General features: G+C 46.9%; 17 protein-coding genes. 5 read left to right on the top strand and 12 right to left on the bottom strand.

The window, feature by feature from the left end:
- Positions 1 to 504 precede the first annotated feature (504 nt).
- From QUA80_RS28090 to QUA80_RS28055, 9 genes are all read right to left on the bottom strand, one after another.
- Positions 505 to 1,116, bottom strand: a complete 612-nt coding sequence (locus QUA80_RS28090; protein ID WP_333428258.1) for a HEAT repeat domain-containing protein — start codon at positions 1,114 to 1,116, stop codon at positions 505 to 507.
- A gap of 58 nt (positions 1,117 to 1,174) precedes the next feature.
- Entirely contained in the window at positions 1,175 to 2,455 is a 1,281-nt protein-coding gene (locus tag QUA80_RS28085; RefSeq protein WP_333428257.1) for a HEAT repeat domain-containing protein, read from the bottom strand.
- Between the two features lie 251 nt (positions 2,456 to 2,706).
- Entirely contained in the window at positions 2,707 to 3,201 is a 495-nt protein-coding gene (locus QUA80_RS28080; protein WP_333428256.1) for a bleomycin hydrolase, read from the bottom strand.
- An 84-nt stretch (positions 3,202 to 3,285) separates the two neighbouring features.
- The gene (locus QUA80_RS28075; protein WP_333428255.1) at positions 3,286 to 3,840 is read right to left on the bottom strand and encodes a bleomycin hydrolase; all 555 of its coding nucleotides are present in this window, start codon (positions 3,838 to 3,840) and stop codon (positions 3,286 to 3,288) included.
- 270 nt (positions 3,841 to 4,110) lie between these two features.
- Positions 4,111 to 4,785, bottom strand: a complete 675-nt coding sequence (locus QUA80_RS28070) for a HEAT repeat domain-containing protein (protein ID WP_333428254.1) — start codon at positions 4,783 to 4,785, stop codon at positions 4,111 to 4,113.
- Between the two features lie 376 nt (positions 4,786 to 5,161).
- Positions 5,162 to 5,740 carry an HAD family hydrolase gene (locus QUA80_RS28065; protein ID WP_333428253.1) on the bottom strand — a complete coding sequence of 193 codons (579 nt, stop codon included), beginning with the start codon at positions 5,738 to 5,740 and terminating at the stop codon, positions 5,162 to 5,164.
- A 273-nt stretch (positions 5,741 to 6,013) separates the two neighbouring features.
- Positions 6,014 to 6,151 (bottom strand): transposase, encoded by a 138-nt coding sequence (locus QUA80_RS33985; RefSeq protein ID WP_445302301.1) that lies wholly within the window; start codon positions 6,149 to 6,151, stop codon positions 6,014 to 6,016.
- A 332-nt stretch (positions 6,152 to 6,483) separates the two neighbouring features.
- Positions 6,484 to 7,392, bottom strand: coding sequence for a HEAT repeat domain-containing protein (locus tag QUA80_RS28060; protein WP_333428252.1), 909 nt, complete (start codon positions 7,390 to 7,392; stop codon positions 6,484 to 6,486).
- A gap of 13 nt (positions 7,393 to 7,405) precedes the next feature.
- Positions 7,406 to 8,215 (bottom strand): pentapeptide repeat-containing protein, encoded by an 810-nt coding sequence (locus QUA80_RS28055; protein ID WP_333428251.1) that lies wholly within the window; start codon positions 8,213 to 8,215, stop codon positions 7,406 to 7,408.
- A gap of 99 nt (positions 8,216 to 8,314) precedes the next feature.
- On the opposite strand from QUA80_RS28055, the gene QUA80_RS28050 reads away from it, so the two are divergent.
- Positions 8,315 to 9,223, top strand: a complete 909-nt coding sequence (locus QUA80_RS28050; protein WP_333428250.1) for a phosphodiester glycosidase family protein — start codon at positions 8,315 to 8,317, stop codon at positions 9,221 to 9,223.
- Positions 9,224 to 9,516: 293 nt separating this feature from the next.
- Here QUA80_RS28050 and QUA80_RS28045 read toward each other — a convergent pair whose 3' ends face one another.
- From QUA80_RS28045 to QUA80_RS28035, 3 genes are all read right to left on the bottom strand, one after another.
- Positions 9,517 to 10,086, bottom strand: a complete 570-nt coding sequence (locus QUA80_RS28045) for a phycobilisome protein (protein ID WP_333428249.1) — start codon at positions 10,084 to 10,086, stop codon at positions 9,517 to 9,519.
- 389 nt (positions 10,087 to 10,475) lie between these two features.
- Positions 10,476 to 14,255 carry a chemotaxis protein CheB gene (locus QUA80_RS28040; protein WP_333428248.1) on the bottom strand — a complete coding sequence of 1,260 codons (3,780 nt, stop codon included), beginning with the start codon at positions 14,253 to 14,255 and terminating at the stop codon, positions 10,476 to 10,478.
- Positions 14,256 to 15,182: 927 nt separating this feature from the next.
- Positions 15,183 to 15,404, bottom strand: a complete 222-nt coding sequence (locus QUA80_RS28035) for an acetyltransferase (protein WP_333428247.1) — start codon at positions 15,402 to 15,404, stop codon at positions 15,183 to 15,185.
- A gap of 96 nt (positions 15,405 to 15,500) precedes the next feature.
- Between QUA80_RS28035 and QUA80_RS28030 the strand changes: the two genes are divergently transcribed.
- The 4 genes from QUA80_RS28030 to QUA80_RS28015 form a co-directional block, all read left to right on the top strand.
- A complete protein-coding gene (locus QUA80_RS28030; RefSeq protein WP_333428246.1) occupies positions 15,501 to 16,157 on the top strand; it encodes a HEAT repeat domain-containing protein in 657 nt (218 codons plus the stop codon).
- Between the two features lie 398 nt (positions 16,158 to 16,555).
- On the top strand, positions 16,556 to 17,290 hold the full coding sequence (locus QUA80_RS28025) for a 15,16-dihydrobiliverdin:ferredoxin oxidoreductase (protein WP_333234885.1): 735 nt from the start codon (positions 16,556 to 16,558) through the stop codon (positions 17,288 to 17,290).
- Positions 17,291 to 17,496: 206 nt separating this feature from the next.
- Positions 17,497 to 18,255 carry a phycoerythrobilin:ferredoxin oxidoreductase gene (locus QUA80_RS28020; RefSeq protein WP_333428245.1) on the top strand — a complete coding sequence of 253 codons (759 nt, stop codon included), beginning with the start codon at positions 17,497 to 17,499 and terminating at the stop codon, positions 18,253 to 18,255.
- A gap of 60 nt (positions 18,256 to 18,315) precedes the next feature.
- Positions 18,316 to 18,728, top strand: a 413-nt coding sequence (locus QUA80_RS28015; protein WP_333428244.1) for a ribbon-helix-helix protein, CopG family, incomplete at its 3' end; no start/stop codon positions are given.

The raw sequence follows: 18,728 nt of genomic DNA, 5'->3' as shown, positions 1-18,728 counted from the left end.
TTTTGACAGCGCCTTCAAGAATTACCTTTTGGTAGTTTCTTTAGAATCCCTGCTGCTTCAGCACAGGGAGTGTCAACCTGACTTGTTTCTGAGATTGTAACAAGACGCGCGAACATCTTCAGGGTAAGTAACTGTGCTGGAGTAACATTTTTTTCGAGGATATCGCGATAGAAGGATGGTAACATATTATTGATTTTGGTCTTGGGGTATTAGCGAGACCCTTGTTTTTTATCACACTTATTTTTTATCACAACTGTGTAATTTTTTCGTTTTGAGATACTTTTGTCAACCAGTTCAAATTTTGATGATGGATCGAGCGAGCAAAAACGCTAGTCTGTAATGGTTTGGCGACGCTTGTCGCGGCCTGAAGCTGAGTGGTCAGGTTGGTTTAGAGAATTTAAATTTTTTGGTTTACTGTACAAATCAGCAATTAATTCCGAATCCAGCTAAGCCTGATTATCCGGTTACTTATATTAAATGAATGAGCGATCGCACTCACTACAACTAACCGCCGGAATTCCACTGACTTACCTGCTGCAACCGAGACAAAGCACTTTCAGCAGACTCGCGAATGTAAGGATCGGCATCGGGATTAGCCGCCACCTCCTCCAACACCTGCTTCGCTTTTGTACCTCCAATCGTAGCCAATGCACCTGTTATCGCCACAGCTAAGGCAACATTGTCAGTATTTTCGATCGCCTCCGTCAAGATTTCCAACGCCGGCAAGCCAATTTGTCCGAGGGCCATAACAGAGGAAATGTAAACGACCGGATTCGGATCGCTGAGTGCTTTTTGCAGCCCTTGCATTCCGAGTTCGGGAAAAGTTAGATCTGGATAGTTGACAGCGATCGCCGTTAATGCCTTGGCACAACTCGCCTGAATCGTGGCATTTTCGCTATTGAGTAGAGAATCTACCAGCGGGGGTACAGCCTCAGCACCGATTATGCCCAAAACTTGTACTGCCGATCGGCGATAAACGACATCTTCCTCATCCAAAATTCCCATCAAGCGGGGAATAGTGGTTTCGTCGCGGGTTTCTGCTAATTCGCTCATTGCCCGCTTCCGCAGGTGCGGATTTGGATGTTTTAGCTGTTGGAACAACTCTTCTTTAGGCATTGTTAAATCTCAATAATTTGTAATTTGTAATTTGTAACTAACAAATCTCGTTTGTTAATTACAATATTGCTGCGCTTAAACTCGCTGCTTTTGCCCGAATCAGCAAATCCTCATCGGTCGCCAACATCTCGCAGCCGCTGTTGTCTCCTAATTTTTCCAATGCCATCAAACTAGCATATTTCAAATCCCAAATCGGAGTTTCCAGGCAAGTTTTGAGTTCCCCAATAGCCCGCTTGTCGCCTATTTCGCCGAGGGCGATGGCTGCGGCGGCGCGGGATTTTTGAAACTGCGGTTCTCGGTTGTGCAGCGCTTCTATTAGTAAGTTGAAAGCAGGGGCGTATTTGAGCCAGCCGAGCAGTTTCATGACGTGATAGTGCGCCCCGTAATCGTTGTACGCTGATTCTGCATAAGTTGCAAGTAATGCCTCCGGTGCTTCATTTTTGTAGGATTCTAGGAGGGTTTTGGTTGCCAGATAACAGCGCCCAAAATCGGTTTCGTAGAGTTCCTTAATTGCAAATTCGAGGCTTGGCAGTTTGTCGTATTCGTGCACTAAATCGAGGTCGTCGGGTCGATCGTAAATTATTCGATCGAGAATCGGTTCAATTTCTGCAAAAGTAATCTCTCCCGCCGGTATGCCGGCACTCGCCAGCATCCGCACAGCCCGCAGGCGAAAAACCACTGACACCGGACAGCGGGAAATTTCAGGAATTGCTTTGTAATATTTGGCATCAATTAAGTCTTGAATGCTGCTGCGGCGAGCGTTAACATTGATGCTTTGCAGCATTTCAACCACGCGCGACATCTGCGAGTAATCCCCTGAAAACTTGCAGGTGGTGGTGATAGCCGCACCTTGAATCATCTCGTCTTCTGAGTCTGCAAACTTGCGAATTCGATCGAGTGCTGCTGTGTAATTCAACTTTGCCAAAGCCTGAATAATTACCCGATAACTTTGACCGGGCTTGTCTAGGAGTTGAGCGATATCTTCTAAAATATCTGGATTTTGCGTGCCGATTTCCCCGATCGCCCAGACTGCATTTTCTACCACGTAACAGTCATCGTCATCCAAGCAAGAGTGGAGGGATGTTAGTGCAACTTTTGCCTGCAAGCGCCCCAAGGTTTCTGATGCTTTGCGGCGAACTGCGCGATTGTCTAGGTTTTGGTCGGCATTTTCCACGGCCCCAATCAGGGCAGCAATCGACTGTTCTGTAGAAAAATTTACTAAATGAGAGGCTGCAATGTAGCGGTCGTAAGGGTCCTCTAGTTTGTCCGCCGGCGTTTCCAAAATGGCGATCGCCTGTTCTTCTGTCAGATTAAATAAATTAAAAAAACGTTTATCCATTTACCAATTACCAATTACCAATTCCCCGTTACCAATTACCACCAATGTACCAATTATCTATTACCACCAATGTACCAATTATCTATTACCACCAATGTACCAATTATCTATTACCACTGTAATCTTCCCATAGTTAAGGGACTCTTAGCGCGACACTAAACCCGATTTAGGCTTTCGCAGCGTCCCAAGAGTCCCCCTACGACCGATCGAACTTGCGTCCAACCTAGCCGTCAATTATGCGATCGAACTTTCTAGGAAAGAGAGTTAATCGTGTAGTCAAGGAGAGCGCGGAACTCAACCAATGCTTGAGGAGACATATCGCGAGGAGCGCAAGCGCGATCGCGGGTGTACACCAAAGCAGCAACGTAAGGAGCTGTAGGCAGGTTTAAAGCGCGGTAAACTTCGCGTTGACCGGCAATACCCCATTCATCGAGAGGGCCGGTGCCGCCAACTACCAAGGAGTAGTTGATCAAGCGCAGGTAGTGCTTGATGTCGCGCAGGCACTTGTCTTTCTTGACTTGAGTTTCGTTGGCTTCGCCAGCGTTGTTCAAGTAAGGATATTTTTTGATGCAAGCATCGTAGCCTTCTTTAGCAACTGCATCAATTCCAGCAGCCAGCTTTTCAGCAGCTTCTAAACGAGCAGCAGCGCGTTGAATGCTTCCTTGAACGGACTCCAAGTCAGAGGAGGAGGGGAAACGCCCCGCAGCATCAGCAGCCGAAACTACTGTGGTGATTACTGATTTCATGTTCTGAGATCTCCAGAAATAGATTTTTGACAGTTTGTTTCAATTCAACTGGCAAGGGAGCCAGTAACTATTCGCCTGCTTTAACTAGCTCAGAGCAGAAGCAACGCGATCGAAGTAGCTAGCAGCTTCAGAAGCCAGAGAGGAGCAGTCACCTTGAACTACGTCCATCTTGCGGAAGCGGTTGCCTGCATTAGCTTCAGTGTTAGTGTTGGTAATGTGGGCGACGGCGATCGCTTTCATGATTTGAACTGCACGGACTGAGGAGCCAGAAGGGACGCCCAGAGCGCTGTAGGTTTCTTTCAAGCCGTTCAAGCAACGATCGTCCAAAACGGAAGCATCACCAGCCAGCAGGGCGTAGGTAACGTAGCGCAGGATGATTTCGCCATCGCGCAAGCAAGCAGCCATGCGGCGGTTGGGGTAGCAGTTACCACCAGCTTGAATCAAGCCAGTGTTTTCGCAGATCATGCCTGCGATGGCATCGGAAACTGCGCAGCTAGCGTTGCTGGCGATCGCGTTTACTGCATCCAAGCGCTTGTTGCCTTCAGCAATAAAACTTCTGAGTGCAGCGAGTTCAGCGCCACCAATAGTACCGGTCTTGGCATCTGCCGTGATTACGGCTCTGGAAAATGCGTCTAGCATTGAGCTCTCCTTGTGAATAAAAGGTAGAAATCTTGTTATTTAACAAGTCGACTTTGAACATAAAAGACAACGGGCCTTCCAGTCTCATTTATTAGAAACAAAGTAATAATCTGTAACATTTCCCTCTCTGGGGCATGGGGCATCCGGCATCCGGCATTGGGAGGATTTCGGGCTGCGACGAAGCCCCTCCTTAGTTCGTCGGCATTTGCGAAATCATATGTATGGTTGATTGACCCGATGGGGTCGATCGTGCTCGCTGCTGGGTTGTCCTCATTTTTCTGCCAATGTGCCTTCTAAAGCTGCGGCGACTACCCTCCAATGCTCGTCCCGCTGCAGTTGGGACAGCAACTGCTTAGCTTGAGAGTCTTGAGTACCGTGGAGGGCGATCGCCGCCCGCCACCGATTTCGCCAATATGAATCTTGGGCCATAATTGTTAACACGCTCAAAGCTTCATCCTTCAAAGGCGAGCTTAATACTTTTTTGAGAGCAAGAATCCCAGCTTCTCTAACTGTTTGCGTTTCATCTTTGAGGGCTGCTATTGCGAGGGTCAACAATACATCAAAGCGATCTGTTTCCACTAACAAAGAGATTACCGTTTGACGAACCAACCAGTTATCGGAAATCTCGAATAGCTGTTGAAGTATAGGAATTGCTGGCTCGCCAAATTCAAAAATAGAATTAGCTGCCTCAGCGATTACATTACCATCTGCCTCTTGTGCGATCGTCTGTTGCAAAGCTTGAAAAGATGCTTCGCTGCGGTGATTTCCCAAGCCCATGACGGCAAGGCGGCGCAGGGCAAAATTTTCTTCCCTGGCTAGTTTTTGTAGAATTGGGACAGCGATATCGGCGGGGATTTCTGCAAGTTCGTCCAAGGCGTTTTTGCGCACATTCAGTGCTGGCGCGCGCAGGTTATTTTCAATTTCACTCAGGCGATCGCTGTTCATTTTGTAACAAACAATTAGTAATTGGTAACAGTATAATATATAAATGGATGGTGCGAAATGCGCCGCTTATACCAACTCCGGTAGCATCGGAATTAATATTACCCGCAGTCAGGACACCGCGAGAGCAAGAGTGTCCCTACAATTAATCGGGGTAGGGACACGGCACGGCGCCCTGTTCTCGGTATCATTCCGACGCTACCGGAAACTATATTACTATTCAAAAGTAGGGTGTGCACTGCACGCATTTCAATTAAATGAACAAGCTCGGTGAGATTTTAAAATAATCACCCAGAGCCTTAGCTTGTGCCTTGCTAATCGCCCGCTTCCCATTCACAACCTCAGACACCACACCGCTCGAACCGACCCGTACCCAGAGTCACAATGAATTACTTTTACTGTTGATAATGTGTGAGGCGCTGTAGAGGTCGGGAACAATGTAGTGAGGGATGCGCTCTTGGCTGCTGCAAAGCGCAGAGATGTCGCGATTAAACTCCCCTAATTTTTCATTGCCGTCGTCAATCAAAATTGTTCGACATCCTGCCCGATAACCCGCTTCAGCATCGTTCAGGGTGTTGCCAATGAACCAAGACGCGGCTAAATCAATACCATGCTCGCGAGCTGCTTTCTGAATCATTCCTGGCTTCGGCTTGCGGCAATCACAATCTGCTGATTTATCATGAGGGCAGTAGTAAAACCCATCTAAAATAATGTTACTCTCCCTAAAGAGGGTATCAAGTTCGTGTAGGTACAAAATTAGCTCTTGTTCAGAAAAATAACCCCGCGCTATACTCGATTGATTGGTGATGACTAACAACTTGTAGCCAAGTTCCGATAATAGTTGTAATGCCGCAACTGCATTACTCACTAGGACAATCTTCTTCGGGTCAACGTTGCAGGGGACATCGACCACTAAGGTTCCGTCTTTGTCTAAAAAGACTGCTTTTTTTAATGCCATGATGTTGCCAAGTCGAGTGAGTAGTTCCCGGGCAGCCTTCTAGAGAGCCTCCAAGTTAATCCAGGTGGAAGGCATACGAGCACTGGCTACCCAATCTTTTAGACTTTTAATGCGATCGTGTGATTATCGCTCTTACAGCACTTCCGGATGTTATGAGGTACAGTAGCAGCAATTAGTACACCAGTTCTTGAGATGTTTCGGATTAATTAAATCAAGAGCCAGAGCAATTATCGTATCAACCATTTTAGTGGTGGTTGGTGAAAACTGTCGCAATCAAGATTTAAGTTGCGACCACCATAATTCAATCTGATTAAAATCAGGAGAGTATGGGGACAAACATAAAATAGAAGCACCCACAGATTCAATCATCGATGTAATTGAATCTACTTTATGCGCGGGTAAATTATCAATTCACGTCTACCGATCCCGACCACAATTGTGGCACTAAACATTACTCAATAAATACCTCAAATGCTTTGCGATCCATTATCAACTTGATTTGGGACATCTAGATAATCAGCACCGTCATTACCGAGGCTGCGAATCGAGATTACCTGAATTTGTTTTCGTTGTTTTGTGACAGATAGGTTGCCTCTGCTTGTGGTTGTGCTTTGATTGGCTACTATGCTTGTGCTTTCATTTGGATCGGGAAATGTCAAGAGCCGATCGAGTAAAGATTCTTTTAACCCACTTGGAGTGGGTTTGGTTTGTGCAGGCGCGGTTAGAAACCGCAGGCTTTGTCTTTAATCCCACTCTTCCTCCTCCGACTTTTTCTCAATCTGCGAAATCGCCAACTGAATCACCTGCCGCACTTGCGATTCCGACTCCTGATTCAAAGCAGATGCCAGGGGTTCCAAAACAACAGAAAACTCCGGCGGATTTTCGCTAACGCCAATTTTCATCAATGCCAAAGCCGCCGCTTTTCGGCTTTCCCAACTCGGATGGTGCAGCAACTCGACGAGGTTGGGAATCGCGGGTTTGTAAGCAGCATTTGCTAAAGCCGATGCTGCTTCGAGGCGGACGGTTTCAGCAGCATCTGTGAGAGCATTAACTAACAAGTTGAAGGCAGCTTCTTCGGGTTCTTCTTGAGCGATTTTGGCGATCGCCCCCACGACAGCAGCCCGCACCTCAACCGAATCCGAGGAGATTTCTCGATACAAAGACTCTTTCGCCTTCGATCCAATAAATGCCAAAGCCCAAGCCGCGTGTCCTTTGGTATTTTCTGAATATTTGGGCGAGGCTAAGACTTCCAACAGATGCGGTACTGACGGTTCGCCCAACTTGGCCAGGGCCGCCACCGAAGAACCGTTGACAACGGTATCCTCATCGTGCAAAAAAGCTTCTAGCAGGGTGGGAAGGGCGATCGGATCGCAAATCAGAGTCAGCGTTTTAGCAGAGGCTCTACGCACGACTGGGTTGGGGTGATGTGCTAGAGCTTCCAGCAAAAAAGGAGTTGCAGGTTTGCCAATTGAGCCGAGAGTTTCGGCTAAACTCAGCCTCACCATTCCCCGCGAATCTCCCATACATTCGACCATCTTTTTGAGCAGTTCGCTATCGTTGGGATTGAAAGTTTTGAGGGTCATTTGCTCCCTCACCGTTTGCAGCACAGCGTCGCTTTCTGCAGGATCGATTGCTGTTTGAATGTCAGTCATGGGATTTGAGATTTTAAATTTTAGATTTTAGATTGATGCAATTCATATCGAACTTAGCATCAGTGAGATTTGCCCCTGTGAAGGAAGTACCCTCAGCATTGCCAATTTCTCGAACAATAGCAGAGAAAGACACAAACGCAAACCAAAGATAAAGCAGCGACAGCAAACCGAAACACATACCCCAAAACAGTTTGTGAGTGCTGACAAAAGCGCTGGCCGTTGCACTGAACAAAAAAGCCGCTGCGTAAGTCGCCACACTTCCAGCCGATACGATCGCCACCTTTGCAAATTGGCTGCGAGTCCGGGAACTCACAAAAAACATTAACACCCCGCCGATCGCCATTCCAGCAATAGCAGCCTGGGAATTCTTATTAGTGGCAGTGCCAGCGTAGAAAAATCCCAACAAAGCTCCTGATAGAATAGCAGAAATTGTTCGTGCAAATCTACCCGCTTTTGAGGTTTCTGGCTGTTTGCCGGCGATCGCCGAAGCTAAGCCAGCAGCGCTCAAAACCCCGTACAGCAACAGAACAAAAGGCCAACTGCGAGACTCCGGTACTTCTCCTTGGGTTCCCAAAATCAGTCTAGTCAGAACATCGCCCACAACCAAACAAACCGCCATCGCCCCAGCACTCAAAACAGCAATCTGTCGCCGAGAAAGCCCGATTTTCGCACCGATAAAATTCGCACCCGCTAACTGAGCATTTCTAAAATTGCAGCCTCGAAGATCCGCACCGCTGAAATCAGCGCCGTTAAGAACTTGTCCTCGAAACGATCGATTTCGTAAAATTTGATTGCTAAAATTATTGGAATCAGAATAATTCATATTTCAAAAAATGTGAATATACCCTCTTCTCTTTTCTCTCTTCTCTTGCTTGGTGTCCTTCCCTTCTTCGCGGTTCGTAAAAAAAATCTGCTTCACCAAATGAAACTAACTGCTGCGCCCAATATCAAACAAATTGCGCCTATCATCGGTCTCGGAATATTGCTCGCACCAATACTACTCTACAACATTCCCTACTTTTTGCGTCCCAAACAAACAAACGAAACTCGATCGCTCTTTCAAGGAATAGCCTACCGCAGGGAATTTCTGCCCGATCCCCGTCCTACCCTAATTCACATTGTTAGCATCGACCTAAAAGCGCCGGGAATAGGAATTTTTGTCACTCCCGGAAACCCAACAGCCGATTTAACAGAAACCAATGCCCGCACCGCTACTGAATTCCTGAAAGAATTTAAATTGCAATTAGCAGTCAACGCCAATTTTTTTTATCCCTGCATCGAGGAAACACCTTGGGATTACTATCCCCGCAGCGGCGATCGAGTAAATAATGTCGGACACGCCATTGCCAAAAGCCAAGCTTATTCTCAACCGCACTCAAACTTTCCGGCCCTTTGTTTTGATGCCACAAACCGCGCTCAAATAATCGAAAACGGCACTTGTCCTCCGGGAACAGCCCATGCAGTTGCCGGAGATATTTTGCTGGTGAAAAATGGCAAACCCGTAACACCAAGTCAGGAAGAACGCAAACAGGATCGACCCTATCCCCGTGCAGTCGCGGCGATCGACAAAACAGGCGAAAAGTTGTGGTTGATTCTGGCAGACGGCAAGCAGAGGCTTTACAGCGAAGGTTTGAAACTGAGCGAAATCACTGACATTTCGATGCAGTTGGGAGCCGACACAGTGCTAAATTTAGATGGTGGCGGATCGGTAACTTTTGCAGTAGCATCGCCGTCAGGAGCGAAACTGTTGAATGCTCCGATTCAGAATAAAATCCCCATGCAGGAACGTCCTATTTCCAATCATTTAGGGTTTTACGCGCGGGAGAATTAAGGCGGTAAATTTGGTTTTCATCTCCGATAATCGCGGGTGAAAACCGATTGTATTTTGCACCGATCCCAGCCAATTATTGTCAACAATCGGCGGTTTAAATCACTTCCAAACAAACAAAGTTTGCCTGTACAGACTCCTATCAAGAGGGTGCACATTCTTAATGCAAAATTCGGCTTAAATAACCGCTTGATTTCTTAGTCGCGCTCTCCTGGCTGAGACTGGGTTTGTCTAGCAGCAATTAAATCGCCGATTTTGATATTAAAGCCCGCTTTAATTAACCCTCGACTTTAATGTCAACTAAACTGGCTCAACTTTTCAATCAAATGATCGAAATAAGGGGCTAATTTTTCTCGATCGCCCGAATCGCACCGCTTCAAACTAGCGCCTTTGATAGCTTCCAAACCCAGCACCATTGCCGGCAAAGGAACGCCCAATTCTTGATAAAGCAAATTCATGTAATGCAGTCCTTCATCGCTGGTGAATTCGGCGGTATTTCCCGCAATTCCATAGGTAATGCAGCGGAGAAAATGCCAGAAATCTCGCCAACAAGCTTCAGCCCTGGCTGGGGGATAAAGGTCGCCTCCCGGCTGAGCAATATTAGGATATTCGGCTAAAACTCGTTCCCGGGCTTCGGATACGATATCCGCCGCACTGTCGCGCAGGAACTTGGCATTACTAATCGATGTTGGTTCGGATGAGTGAAGTTGTTGTAAATCTTCATCGGTGAGATAGCGGCCTGCATCGTCAGCAGCCTGAAAGAGTTGGATTTCTGCTGGAGAGTGGGAATTTTCCCAGGCGGCTAAGCTGACAATTCGGGCTTTCGGGATTAATTCTTTGGCTTTTTCGCTTAATTGGAGAGTCATAGACAAAAGATCGATCGGTAATTACTCGCAGATGGCATATTTGAAGTTTACCGCAATTGCGATCGCCATCACGCGAAACCAAGTTATATTAATTCCGGTTGCACGAGCGAAATGATTGTTGACTCGGGGTCGGAAAACTGAATAGTTGATTGTTAGCTGTTGACTCGACTTTATTATGCCGATGCAACCCAAAACTTACTTCAATCCGGAGTAGGCTAATTAAATATTGTTTAAATTTTGACTGTTATCCAAAAATTATCTCAAATCCGGTAGCATCGGAATTAATACTACCCACAGTCAGGACACGGCACTGCGCCGTTTCCTCATAATTCTAAAGAGCAAGTTTCGATTTCTGGCATAGAAAAAGATGCTGATAGCATCATTAATAATTATTCCGATTCAGTTATGTCTTTGCCAGATTTCAGCGTCGAACTTTCGGGGATATCTGTTGGCAGCGGCAACCTCACGGTAAACGTTGCCCCTTGTCCCTCACCCAAACTTGCTGCACTAACAGTACCGCCGTGGAGCTCTACTAAATGACGGACTATCGAAAGTCCTAGCCCTAATCCAGCCTCTCTGCGAGAGTAACTACTATCCGCCTGACGGAAGCGATCGAACACATAGGGGAGAAAATCAGGCTGAATCCCCTTACCAGTATCGCTAACTTGGATTTGAGCCATGCCATCAATGTAGTCTAATGCGATGTCAATTCTTCCTCCGGCTGGGGTGAATTTAATCGCGTTTGAAAGTAGATTCCACACCACCTGTTGCAAGCGACTGGGATCGCCCAAAATCTTTGGTTTTAAAGGACTTAGCCTGGATTCAATTTGAATGTTTTTGGCTTCTGCTGCGAAACGAATCACCGCGATCGCATTTTCAATCAGTGGATCGAGCTCAAGTTCAGAAGTATCGAGCTGAAATTGGCCTGCGGTAATTCGCGAAACGTCTAAGATGTCATCGATGAGCTGGTTTTGTGCTTTGGCGGCGCGCTCGATCGTTTTTAGCGCCTCCTCGGTTTTAGCCTCGTCAAATTTTTTCACGCGCAGCAACTGTGCCCAGCCAATCATCGCATTGAGCGGCGTCCGCAGTTCGTGAGAAAGGACGGACAAAAACTCATCTTTGACGCGGTTGGCATCCTCAGCAGCCGCACGAGCCGCTTGTTCTTGCATCCGGAGGCGGTGTTCTGTCTCGAACTGTTTTTGCTCGGTGATATCCTCGATCGCCAGCAGAATCATCTGTGTATCGCCGATCGGAGGCATTTTGCGCCCATTGAGTCGCATTATTTTATGCCCGATGTGTTCAAAGTCATGCTCGACCTCAAAATCTTGAAACTGGGGATTTCCTGCGAGAATTTCTGTCAGGAGCGATCGCAACTCGGGAATATTCCACTGTCCGTTACCCAGATCGAAGAATGAGCGGTGCTCAGTTTGGCTCGGAATCACCTGAAACGTCTCGTAGAAAGAACGGTTGGCAGTGAGCGCCCGCAGGTCGAGATCCAGCACTAGCAACGGTTGCACCACGGTTTCCACGATCGTTTCGGCGTAATTTTTCGCTTCTGTCAAATGCTGGGCGCTCACTTTGAGCTCGTTGATATCCACCAACATCAGCACAGCCCCATCAATCTTGTGGTCGATCGTCCGGTAGGGTCGAATGTGCAGATCGTACCAATGGCAGTCTCGATCTTGAACCTCCTGAACTTTCAAATTGAGCGTGCGGATCACGTCTAAAATCAGTTGCTCTAAGTCCGGTACTATCAACTTGTGAGTGATGTCGCTCAAAGACCGCCCGACATCGGTAGAAATCAAGTTGAAAATACCTTGAATTGCGGGAGTAAACCGGCGGATTCGCAGGTCGCTTCCCAGCATCAGGATCGGAATATTGATGCTGGCGAGCAGATTCTCTAAATCGTTGCTTACCTGAGTCGATTCAACATTGCGCCGCTGCAATTCGTCATTAATCGTGTTGAGTTCTTCATTGGTTGCTTGAATCTCTTCTTTCGCCGTTTCGAGTTCCTCATTCATGCTTTGCAACTCTTCGTTGCTCGACAAAATCTCTTCGTTGGCGGCTCTCAAATCTTGATTGGCGGCTTGATGTTCTTGGACGATCGCTCCGAGATGTTCTTTTGTGGTTTTCAGTTCCTGCAGCAGCCTTGCAACCTCCTGACTTTCACCCTGTGAAGGATCGGAGTTGACTCTACCTTCGACAGCAGCGGGCTTTCCAGACATCGGAGACTCCTGTTGAAACAACACCAAAAAATAGTCTTTTGCCATAGCGCCGGCTTGGAATGGAATCACATTAATTCCGACCTGCCGGACGATCTCGCCCTCTTTAACTTGCAAGCCTGTCCGCGCGATCGGCTGCTTCTGCTGTGAGGCTTCTTGAATTGCTGTTCGCAGTTCCACCCGCAATCCTTCTTTTGCCATTCTCAGCAGGCTAAAGCTCGCTTTACCGGGAGCCAGTTCTAGGTAGGGATTCGTCTGTCCTCGAAATTGCAGAATCTCGCTGGCTGTGTTAATCACGACTCCAACAGGGGCATAGTGATTCAAAACAATGCGATCGGCTTGTTTCTCTATTTCGATTTCGTTCCAGCTTTCCGTCTGCTGCGGCGGAAGGTTGAGGGCTGTCAGAGAATAGTTGCTAGCATTTAAATCCATGCTGAGCCAATGCGATAGCAGTTTTTTACTATAAATTTTATTCTTTTTATCAAATAGTGCAAACAATTCTGAAAACTCACCTACCGTTTCCGAAGTGCCTAACAGCAAAAAGCCCCCGGACTGAAGCCCGTAGTGCAACATTGGCAGCAGTTTTTTCTGCAACTGCGGTCCCAGATAGATCAGCACGTTCCGACAGGTAATCAAATCCATCCGGGAAAATGGCGGATCGGCGATCAGGTTTTGTCTGGCAAAGACGCAGAGTTCGCGCACGGGCTTAGCGATTTGGTATCCGCCCTCGACTCGGACAAAGAACCGATGCAGGCGTTCGGGTGAAATATCGGCGACTTGTGCCTGGGTATAAATGCCTGTGCGGGCGATCGCGATCGCATTTTCGCTGATGTCCGTCCCATAAATTTGAATCGGCAGGTTAGCAGATCGAGCTGCTAAAAACTCTAGCAAGCAGATGGCCATCGAGTAAGCTTCTTCACCCGTTGAACAGCCGGCAATCCAAATTCGGATCGGTTTTTTCGGGGATTTATCTTTGACGATTGCGGGAAAAACATTGCTGCTTAAGGCATCAAAGCTTTCGGGGTCGCGAAAAAAGCTGGTAACGTGAATTAAGACATCGTGATACAGCGCCGTTACTTCTGCCGGGGTTTTTTGGAGATATGCGGCATAATCTTCGATCCGTTCCTTCTTGTAGAGCAACATCCGCCGATTTATCCGCCGCTTCAAGGTGGTTTGCTTGTAGTAAGTAAAGTCAACTCCTGTAGCCGCCCGCAGCAAACTGTAGATAATGGCGATCGCATCTTTACTGTCGATCGCATCTTCGCTGGTTGTCGGTTCTGTCGAAGACCGATCGGCAATGTAGGGATGACCGCCGATCTCTCCTATTTTCTGGGCAATTTTGTCCGGTGGCAAGATAAAGTCTACCTCACCCGTAGCCGCCGCAGTGTTGGGCATACTGCTAACTTGTGCCGATTTTTCACATTGGACAAAAGTAATACCGCCCGCGGCCTTAATCGCTTTTAACCCTTGGGCACCATCGCCGTCGCCCCCCGACAAAATGACGGCGATGGCTTTGTTCCCCAGTTCTTGGGCGAGGGAAAGCAGAAAAATATCGACGGACATAAATACCCCGCGTCCTCTGCCCCGAGGCGTTAGCTTCAGCAGCGATCGAGCGATGGTCATGCTGAAATTCGGGGGGATGACGTATACCTGATTCGGTGCTACGAACATCCCATCTGTCACCTCATGCACGGGCATCAGGGTCGATCGAGCCAGAATCACACTCAACGCACTTTTCTGATGCGGCGACATATGCTGAATTATTACAAACGCCATGCCAGTATCGATCGGCAAATGGCTCAGTAATTGCATAAAGGCTTCCAATCCACCAGCAGATGCTCCTATTCCGACTACAGGAAATAAGTCGTTTTGATTGTTCTGCTGCTTTTGAGCAGTTTTGATACCAGATTTAGGTTGAGATTTCTTGGAATACTTATTCTGACTCATTTTTTCTAGCAGCTACCTTCCGGGCTGCGTATTATAGTTATATTGAAATGAAATTATTTTTGATATATTATACATATAATATATCAAAATGAATAATTAGTCATCTACCTGCCGATATAATCTCTACACAAACTCGGCCGGTGCGCTCAAGAATTTTTAAAATTCTTATTTTAGAGTTCCCCTTTTCCTAGAGGGGGATAAGATTGAAATGGGAAATTTCTTAAAAATTATACTAATTGTACTGTTAAGAGTGGAGAATCAGTGAACTTTCCAGATTCTGCGATCGGAGCAATTTTATGAATGTTTGCGATCGACTGGATTTTCTCTAAATCCCCCAACTTTTCAATGAACTTCAAATTGGAATTTTGTTCCCAGAAATCCGGGCTGTTTCATTCTTTGTAGGGGGCAATCACCCCGCGGTTTTCCCTAACCCTGAAATGCCTGTAGGGGCAATACCCCCGCGGTTTCCCTCCTTGGTGGGGAGGGGCAGGCACTAGGCACTCTTGGCACATTGGTGTCAACAATTACCTAAAACCCCTCAGAAATCTCCCTTGTACCTGAGTCTGGAGATCCCTGGCATCTCCCTGAATAAGACCGAATTTGAGTGCTCTTGTCTCCCCCTTATTAAGGTGAGGGCAGGGCTGATTCATTCTCCTGAAACGCGCTGTCAGACAAGTCCCTAGCTGATTGTTGAAGTCGTCTTCAAACGGCTGAGAAAGTCAAAGTAATGCGGTAATCGATCGTCCTCATAGCGAGGAATTGAGTTTTGAAACAGGGACTTGAGTCTAACAGCGGTTTTCCCGATAATGAAAGAGCCCTGCCCTTAAGTCGCGGGACTAGGGAGGAGCTCGGCGGCAAGAAAACTGTACAATTAAACACAAACTAAAAAAAAACAAACACCCTACAAGACCGCAATTAATCTCGTTTTTAGGAAGGTTGTTGCGCTCGCAAATTCGCTAGCGCCCCGTCGATGTAAACTATATCTGGATGATTTTCCAACTGCTTCATCACTGCTTGCTTGGGCATTTTTACCTTTTTCGCCATTTCCAGGGTATCGTCGATCAGCCGTTGCCGGTATTTCTCCAACTCAGCAATTACTTCCTGAACTTCCTCTGGTGTTGAAGTTTGAGCCTCTAAATTTGCAGACATAATCTAATAAGTGAATTTTTTTTAATCTTCCCAAAATCCGGCAATTTTTGCTAAAATTGTAAAGAAAAGTAACAAAAATATATTTTAATTTGGCTTATGGAAATTAGCGAAATCCAAACAGCGCTGGAAAGTTCTGATTCTCAAGACAGGCTGCGGGGGGTAACGGCTCTGAGAAAGTGCGATTCTGCGGTGGCGCTACCGATGTTGCTGAGCAAAGTGGACGATCCGGAGTTTATGGTGCGATCGTTCGTGGCGATGGGATTGCGGCAGAGTCAAACTGCGGAATCTTTTGCGGCGCTGTTGAAAATGATGCAGTTCGATCGCGATCCGAACGTGCGGGCGGAAGCGGCTAACTCTTTGTCAGTGTTTGGAACCGAGGCGATTTCTCATTTAGTGGAAGCTTTTCGCCGCGATGACAATTGGCTCGTGCGCCGCAGTATCATGGCTCCGCTGTACGAAATGCAGTGTCCGGAGGCAGTATTTGAAATTTGTACGATCGGTCTAGTCGGCGAAGATTTGCCGGTTCAGGAAGTGGCAATTGACGGATTGGGTCTCCTGGCAAATACGGTGAAGCAAGAAGAGGCTTTGCAGCAATTATTAGCTCTGGTGAGCGCTGATTACTGGGGAATTCGGCTGCGGGTGGCGCGCGCGCTCAGAAAATTTGACCATCCTCAAGCTCGCGCTGCTGTGAGCTATTTGGCAAAAGATCGAGATCTTCGAGTTGCAGGTGCGACTTTGGAAGCTTCGCTTTAAAACGAGGGGAAGGGGCCGGGGCTGTTTCATTAGATTTCTTGCAAAAGTCCTTTCGATCAAATTTTCGGACGGGCTCTGGAGCCCGTCCCACAAGAGAAAAAACTTTTTGTGGGACGGGCTCCAGAGCCCGTCCCAGCTATTTTTGCAAGAAATCTAATGAAAATCATCCCGCCATTATGCAACGCCTTTGCTGAGAATGAAACAGCGCTGGGGAAGAGGCTGGTTTTTAACTTCAGAAGCTTGTCGCCCTTACACCTGCCCTAGATTAGCGCGATCGCGCCAGCCCCATCCCCTAGCTGTTGATTATTACGGATTGTTGCTTTGTTTCTAATAAACGAGACGGGCGCGATCGGCATCCTATACGATCTCAAGAGTTTTGCCATCTCAGTTAATTCGCCATGTACCAGCCTTTTCGGGAATACCTAGAGCAAGAGCTGTTTCAAAGGTTTGATTTGCAAAGTCGCCCCATTCCCTCCGGGTTGGAGGTCAATGTCAGCGAGCGCGGCAAAACCCCAGCTACTATCCGCAGTTGGTGTTACGAATGCCCGCAATTGCGAAAAATCCGCTACACTTACATCGATGCTGGTGAATCTGCTCAAGTTTTTAATTGCGTGATTTATCCGAGTCACAATTACGATTTGCCGCTGTTGGGAATAGACCTCTTGTCTTTCGGCAAGAAGAAAATTTTGGTAGTTCTCGACTTTCAGCCGCTATTTAGAGATGAGGCTTATATAGCAAAATACGTTCAACCTCTACAATCGCTTCGCGACAAGTACGACGATTTGGCCCAAAATTTAGAAATGAAATTTTATGACGCCAATCAGTATTTTTCTAAATACTTGCTGTTCGCCAAAACAGATGCGGAAACTGTAGAAAATCGGGTATATCCAGCTTTTAAAGACTATTTGGATTTGTACTGGAAAATGCTGTCGTCAGCACAACCGCTGACAGACCCAGAAGATATCCAGCGCATCGTAAAAGCTCAAAAAGATTACGACCAGTACAGTGCAGATAGAGACCCGGCTTCGGGCTTGTTCAGCAGTTATTTCGGTCACGAATGGGCTGAGAAATTTCTTTACGAATTTTTGTTTGAAGATGCTGTGCCTTTAGCTGTTACTGCGAACTCGCGATGAATGCTAAACGTACAGTGATTTTTCAAAAAAGCAAGTTCGCAGTAAGGACTTCAGTCATTAAAGTTAAGGTGAGTAAGGACTAAAGTGCTGACTGAAAACCTAGAAAGAAAAGATTAAAGTCCTGACTGCGCGCCTAGGAAGAAGGACTAAAGTCCTGATTAGAAACTTAGGGATTGAAGAAGTCTCATCTAAAATCTCAAATAGACATGACTCTTTATCAGCCTTTTTTAGATGCGGCGATCGCTCTGATGAAAAATCGGTTAGACTTACAGGATTACCCGATTCCAGAAGGATTTGAACTTAAGCAAGCTACAGTCGGGAAAGGGAAAAACCAAGATGAAATCGTAACGACAAGTTACGCTTTTTCATCCCCAAAACTGCGGCAAATTCGGGCGGCTCACGTCCAAGGCGGCAGCAGCTTGCAAGTTTTGAATTTTGTGATTTTCCCGAATCTTAACTTTGATTTGCCGTTTTTTGGCGCGGATTTGGTAACGCTGCCCGGCGGCCATTTAATTGCTTTGGATATGCAGCCTCTGTTTGGCGGTGACGCTGAGTACGAGGCTAAGTATACTAGGCCGATCGAACCAATTTTTCAAGCTCATCAACCGCACCTTCCTTGGGGTGGGGACTTTCCGGAAGAAGCGAAGCAGTTTTTCTCACCGGCGTTTCTGTGGACTCGCCCCAAGGAAACGGAAGTTGTGGAAACTCGCGTTTTTGCAGCTTTCAAAGACTATCTGGCTGCTTATTTAGATTTGGTCGATCGCGCCGAACCGGTGACAGATAGCGCAAAGTTAGATAGTATTTTACAAGCACAAATGCGCTATCTTCGGTATCGTGCCGAAAAAGACCCAGCCCGGGGAATGTTTAAGCGCTTCTACGGCGAGGAATGGACAGAAGAATACATTCACGGCTTTTTGTTCGATTTGGAACGGAAGCTGCCACAATTGGTAAGTAACAAGAATTAATTTTAACAGAAGCTTCAGCCACTATACTAATAAGTGTAGGTTGGCATGAGGAAAATGCCAATGGTCAAAAAAAATCGCAATGTAGTTAGTTCCAATTCAGAAAGCAAAGTCAAAGTCGGACTTTCGCTGACTCCTTCTAGTGCCGATCGATTGAACACGATCGCTCGAAAGCTCGGAATATCAAGATCTGAACTCCTAGAGCGCTTGGCACAAGGCGCTCTGGATATTTCTAAGGACAAGACGGAAGTTAGTGTCACTTGGAAAAAAGGTGAAGCAACGGAGATAGAGGCATCCCCATTTGAAGGGGAAACAGCCGAAGAAAGCGAAATTGTTGACGCTATAACGGCAGAAACTCTATCGGAAAAGGTAAGCATAGAGCCCAATTCTCTGCAAGCAAGTTACGAAGCTTTACAGCAGCAGTTGAGCGAACGGGAAAGCGCGATCGCCTCTTTGGAACAGCAATTAGCTTCCGA

Source organism: Microcoleus sp. F4-D5, from assembly GCF_036704885.1.
In the GTDB taxonomy this organism is placed as follows: Bacteria; Cyanobacteriota; Cyanobacteriia; order Cyanobacteriales; family Microcoleaceae; genus Microcoleus.
This window is presented reverse-complemented; position numbering and strand designations above follow the sequence as displayed.

Excerpts from the sequence above, each read along its gene's own strand:
- QUA80_RS28090 (WP_333428258.1), bottom strand. The coding sequence starts at position 1,116 with ATGCCTAAAGAAGAGTTGTTCCAACAGCTAAAACATCCAAATCCGCAC.
- QUA80_RS28085 (WP_333428257.1), bottom strand. The coding sequence starts at position 2,455 with ATGGATAAACGTTTTTTTAATTTATTTAATCTGACAGAAGAACAGGCG.
- QUA80_RS28080 (WP_333428256.1), bottom strand. The coding sequence starts at position 3,201 with ATGAAATCAGTAATCACCACAGTAGTTTCGGCTGCTGATGCTGCGGGG.
- QUA80_RS28075 (WP_333428255.1), bottom strand. The coding sequence starts at position 3,840 with ATGCTAGACGCATTTTCCAGAGCCGTAATCACGGCAGATGCCAAGACC.
- QUA80_RS28070 (WP_333428254.1), bottom strand. The coding sequence starts at position 4,785 with ATGAACAGCGATCGCCTGAGTGAAATTGAAAATAACCTGCGCGCGCCA.
- QUA80_RS28065 (WP_333428253.1), bottom strand. The coding sequence starts at position 5,740 with ATGGCATTAAAAAAAGCAGTCTTTTTAGACAAAGACGGAACCTTAGTG.
- QUA80_RS28060 (WP_333428252.1), bottom strand. The coding sequence starts at position 7,392 with ATGACTGACATTCAAACAGCAATCGATCCTGCAGAAAGCGACGCTGTG.
- QUA80_RS28055 (WP_333428251.1), bottom strand. The coding sequence starts at position 8,215 with ATGAATTATTCTGATTCCAATAATTTTAGCAATCAAATTTTACGAAAT.
- QUA80_RS28050 (WP_333428250.1), top strand. The coding sequence starts at position 8,315 with ATGAAACTAACTGCTGCGCCCAATATCAAACAAATTGCGCCTATCATC.
- QUA80_RS28045 (WP_333428249.1), bottom strand. The coding sequence starts at position 10,086 with ATGACTCTCCAATTAAGCGAAAAAGCCAAAGAATTAATCCCGAAAGCC.
- QUA80_RS28040 (WP_333428248.1), bottom strand. The coding sequence starts at position 14,255 with ATGAGTCAGAATAAGTATTCCAAGAAATCTCAACCTAAATCTGGTATC.
- QUA80_RS28035 (WP_333428247.1), bottom strand. The coding sequence starts at position 15,404 with ATGTCTGCAAATTTAGAGGCTCAAACTTCAACACCAGAGGAAGTTCAG.
- QUA80_RS28030 (WP_333428246.1), top strand. The coding sequence starts at position 15,501 with ATGGAAATTAGCGAAATCCAAACAGCGCTGGAAAGTTCTGATTCTCAA.
- QUA80_RS28025 (WP_333234885.1), top strand. The coding sequence starts at position 16,556 with ATGTACCAGCCTTTTCGGGAATACCTAGAGCAAGAGCTGTTTCAAAGG.
- QUA80_RS28020 (WP_333428245.1), top strand. The coding sequence starts at position 17,497 with ATGACTCTTTATCAGCCTTTTTTAGATGCGGCGATCGCTCTGATGAAA.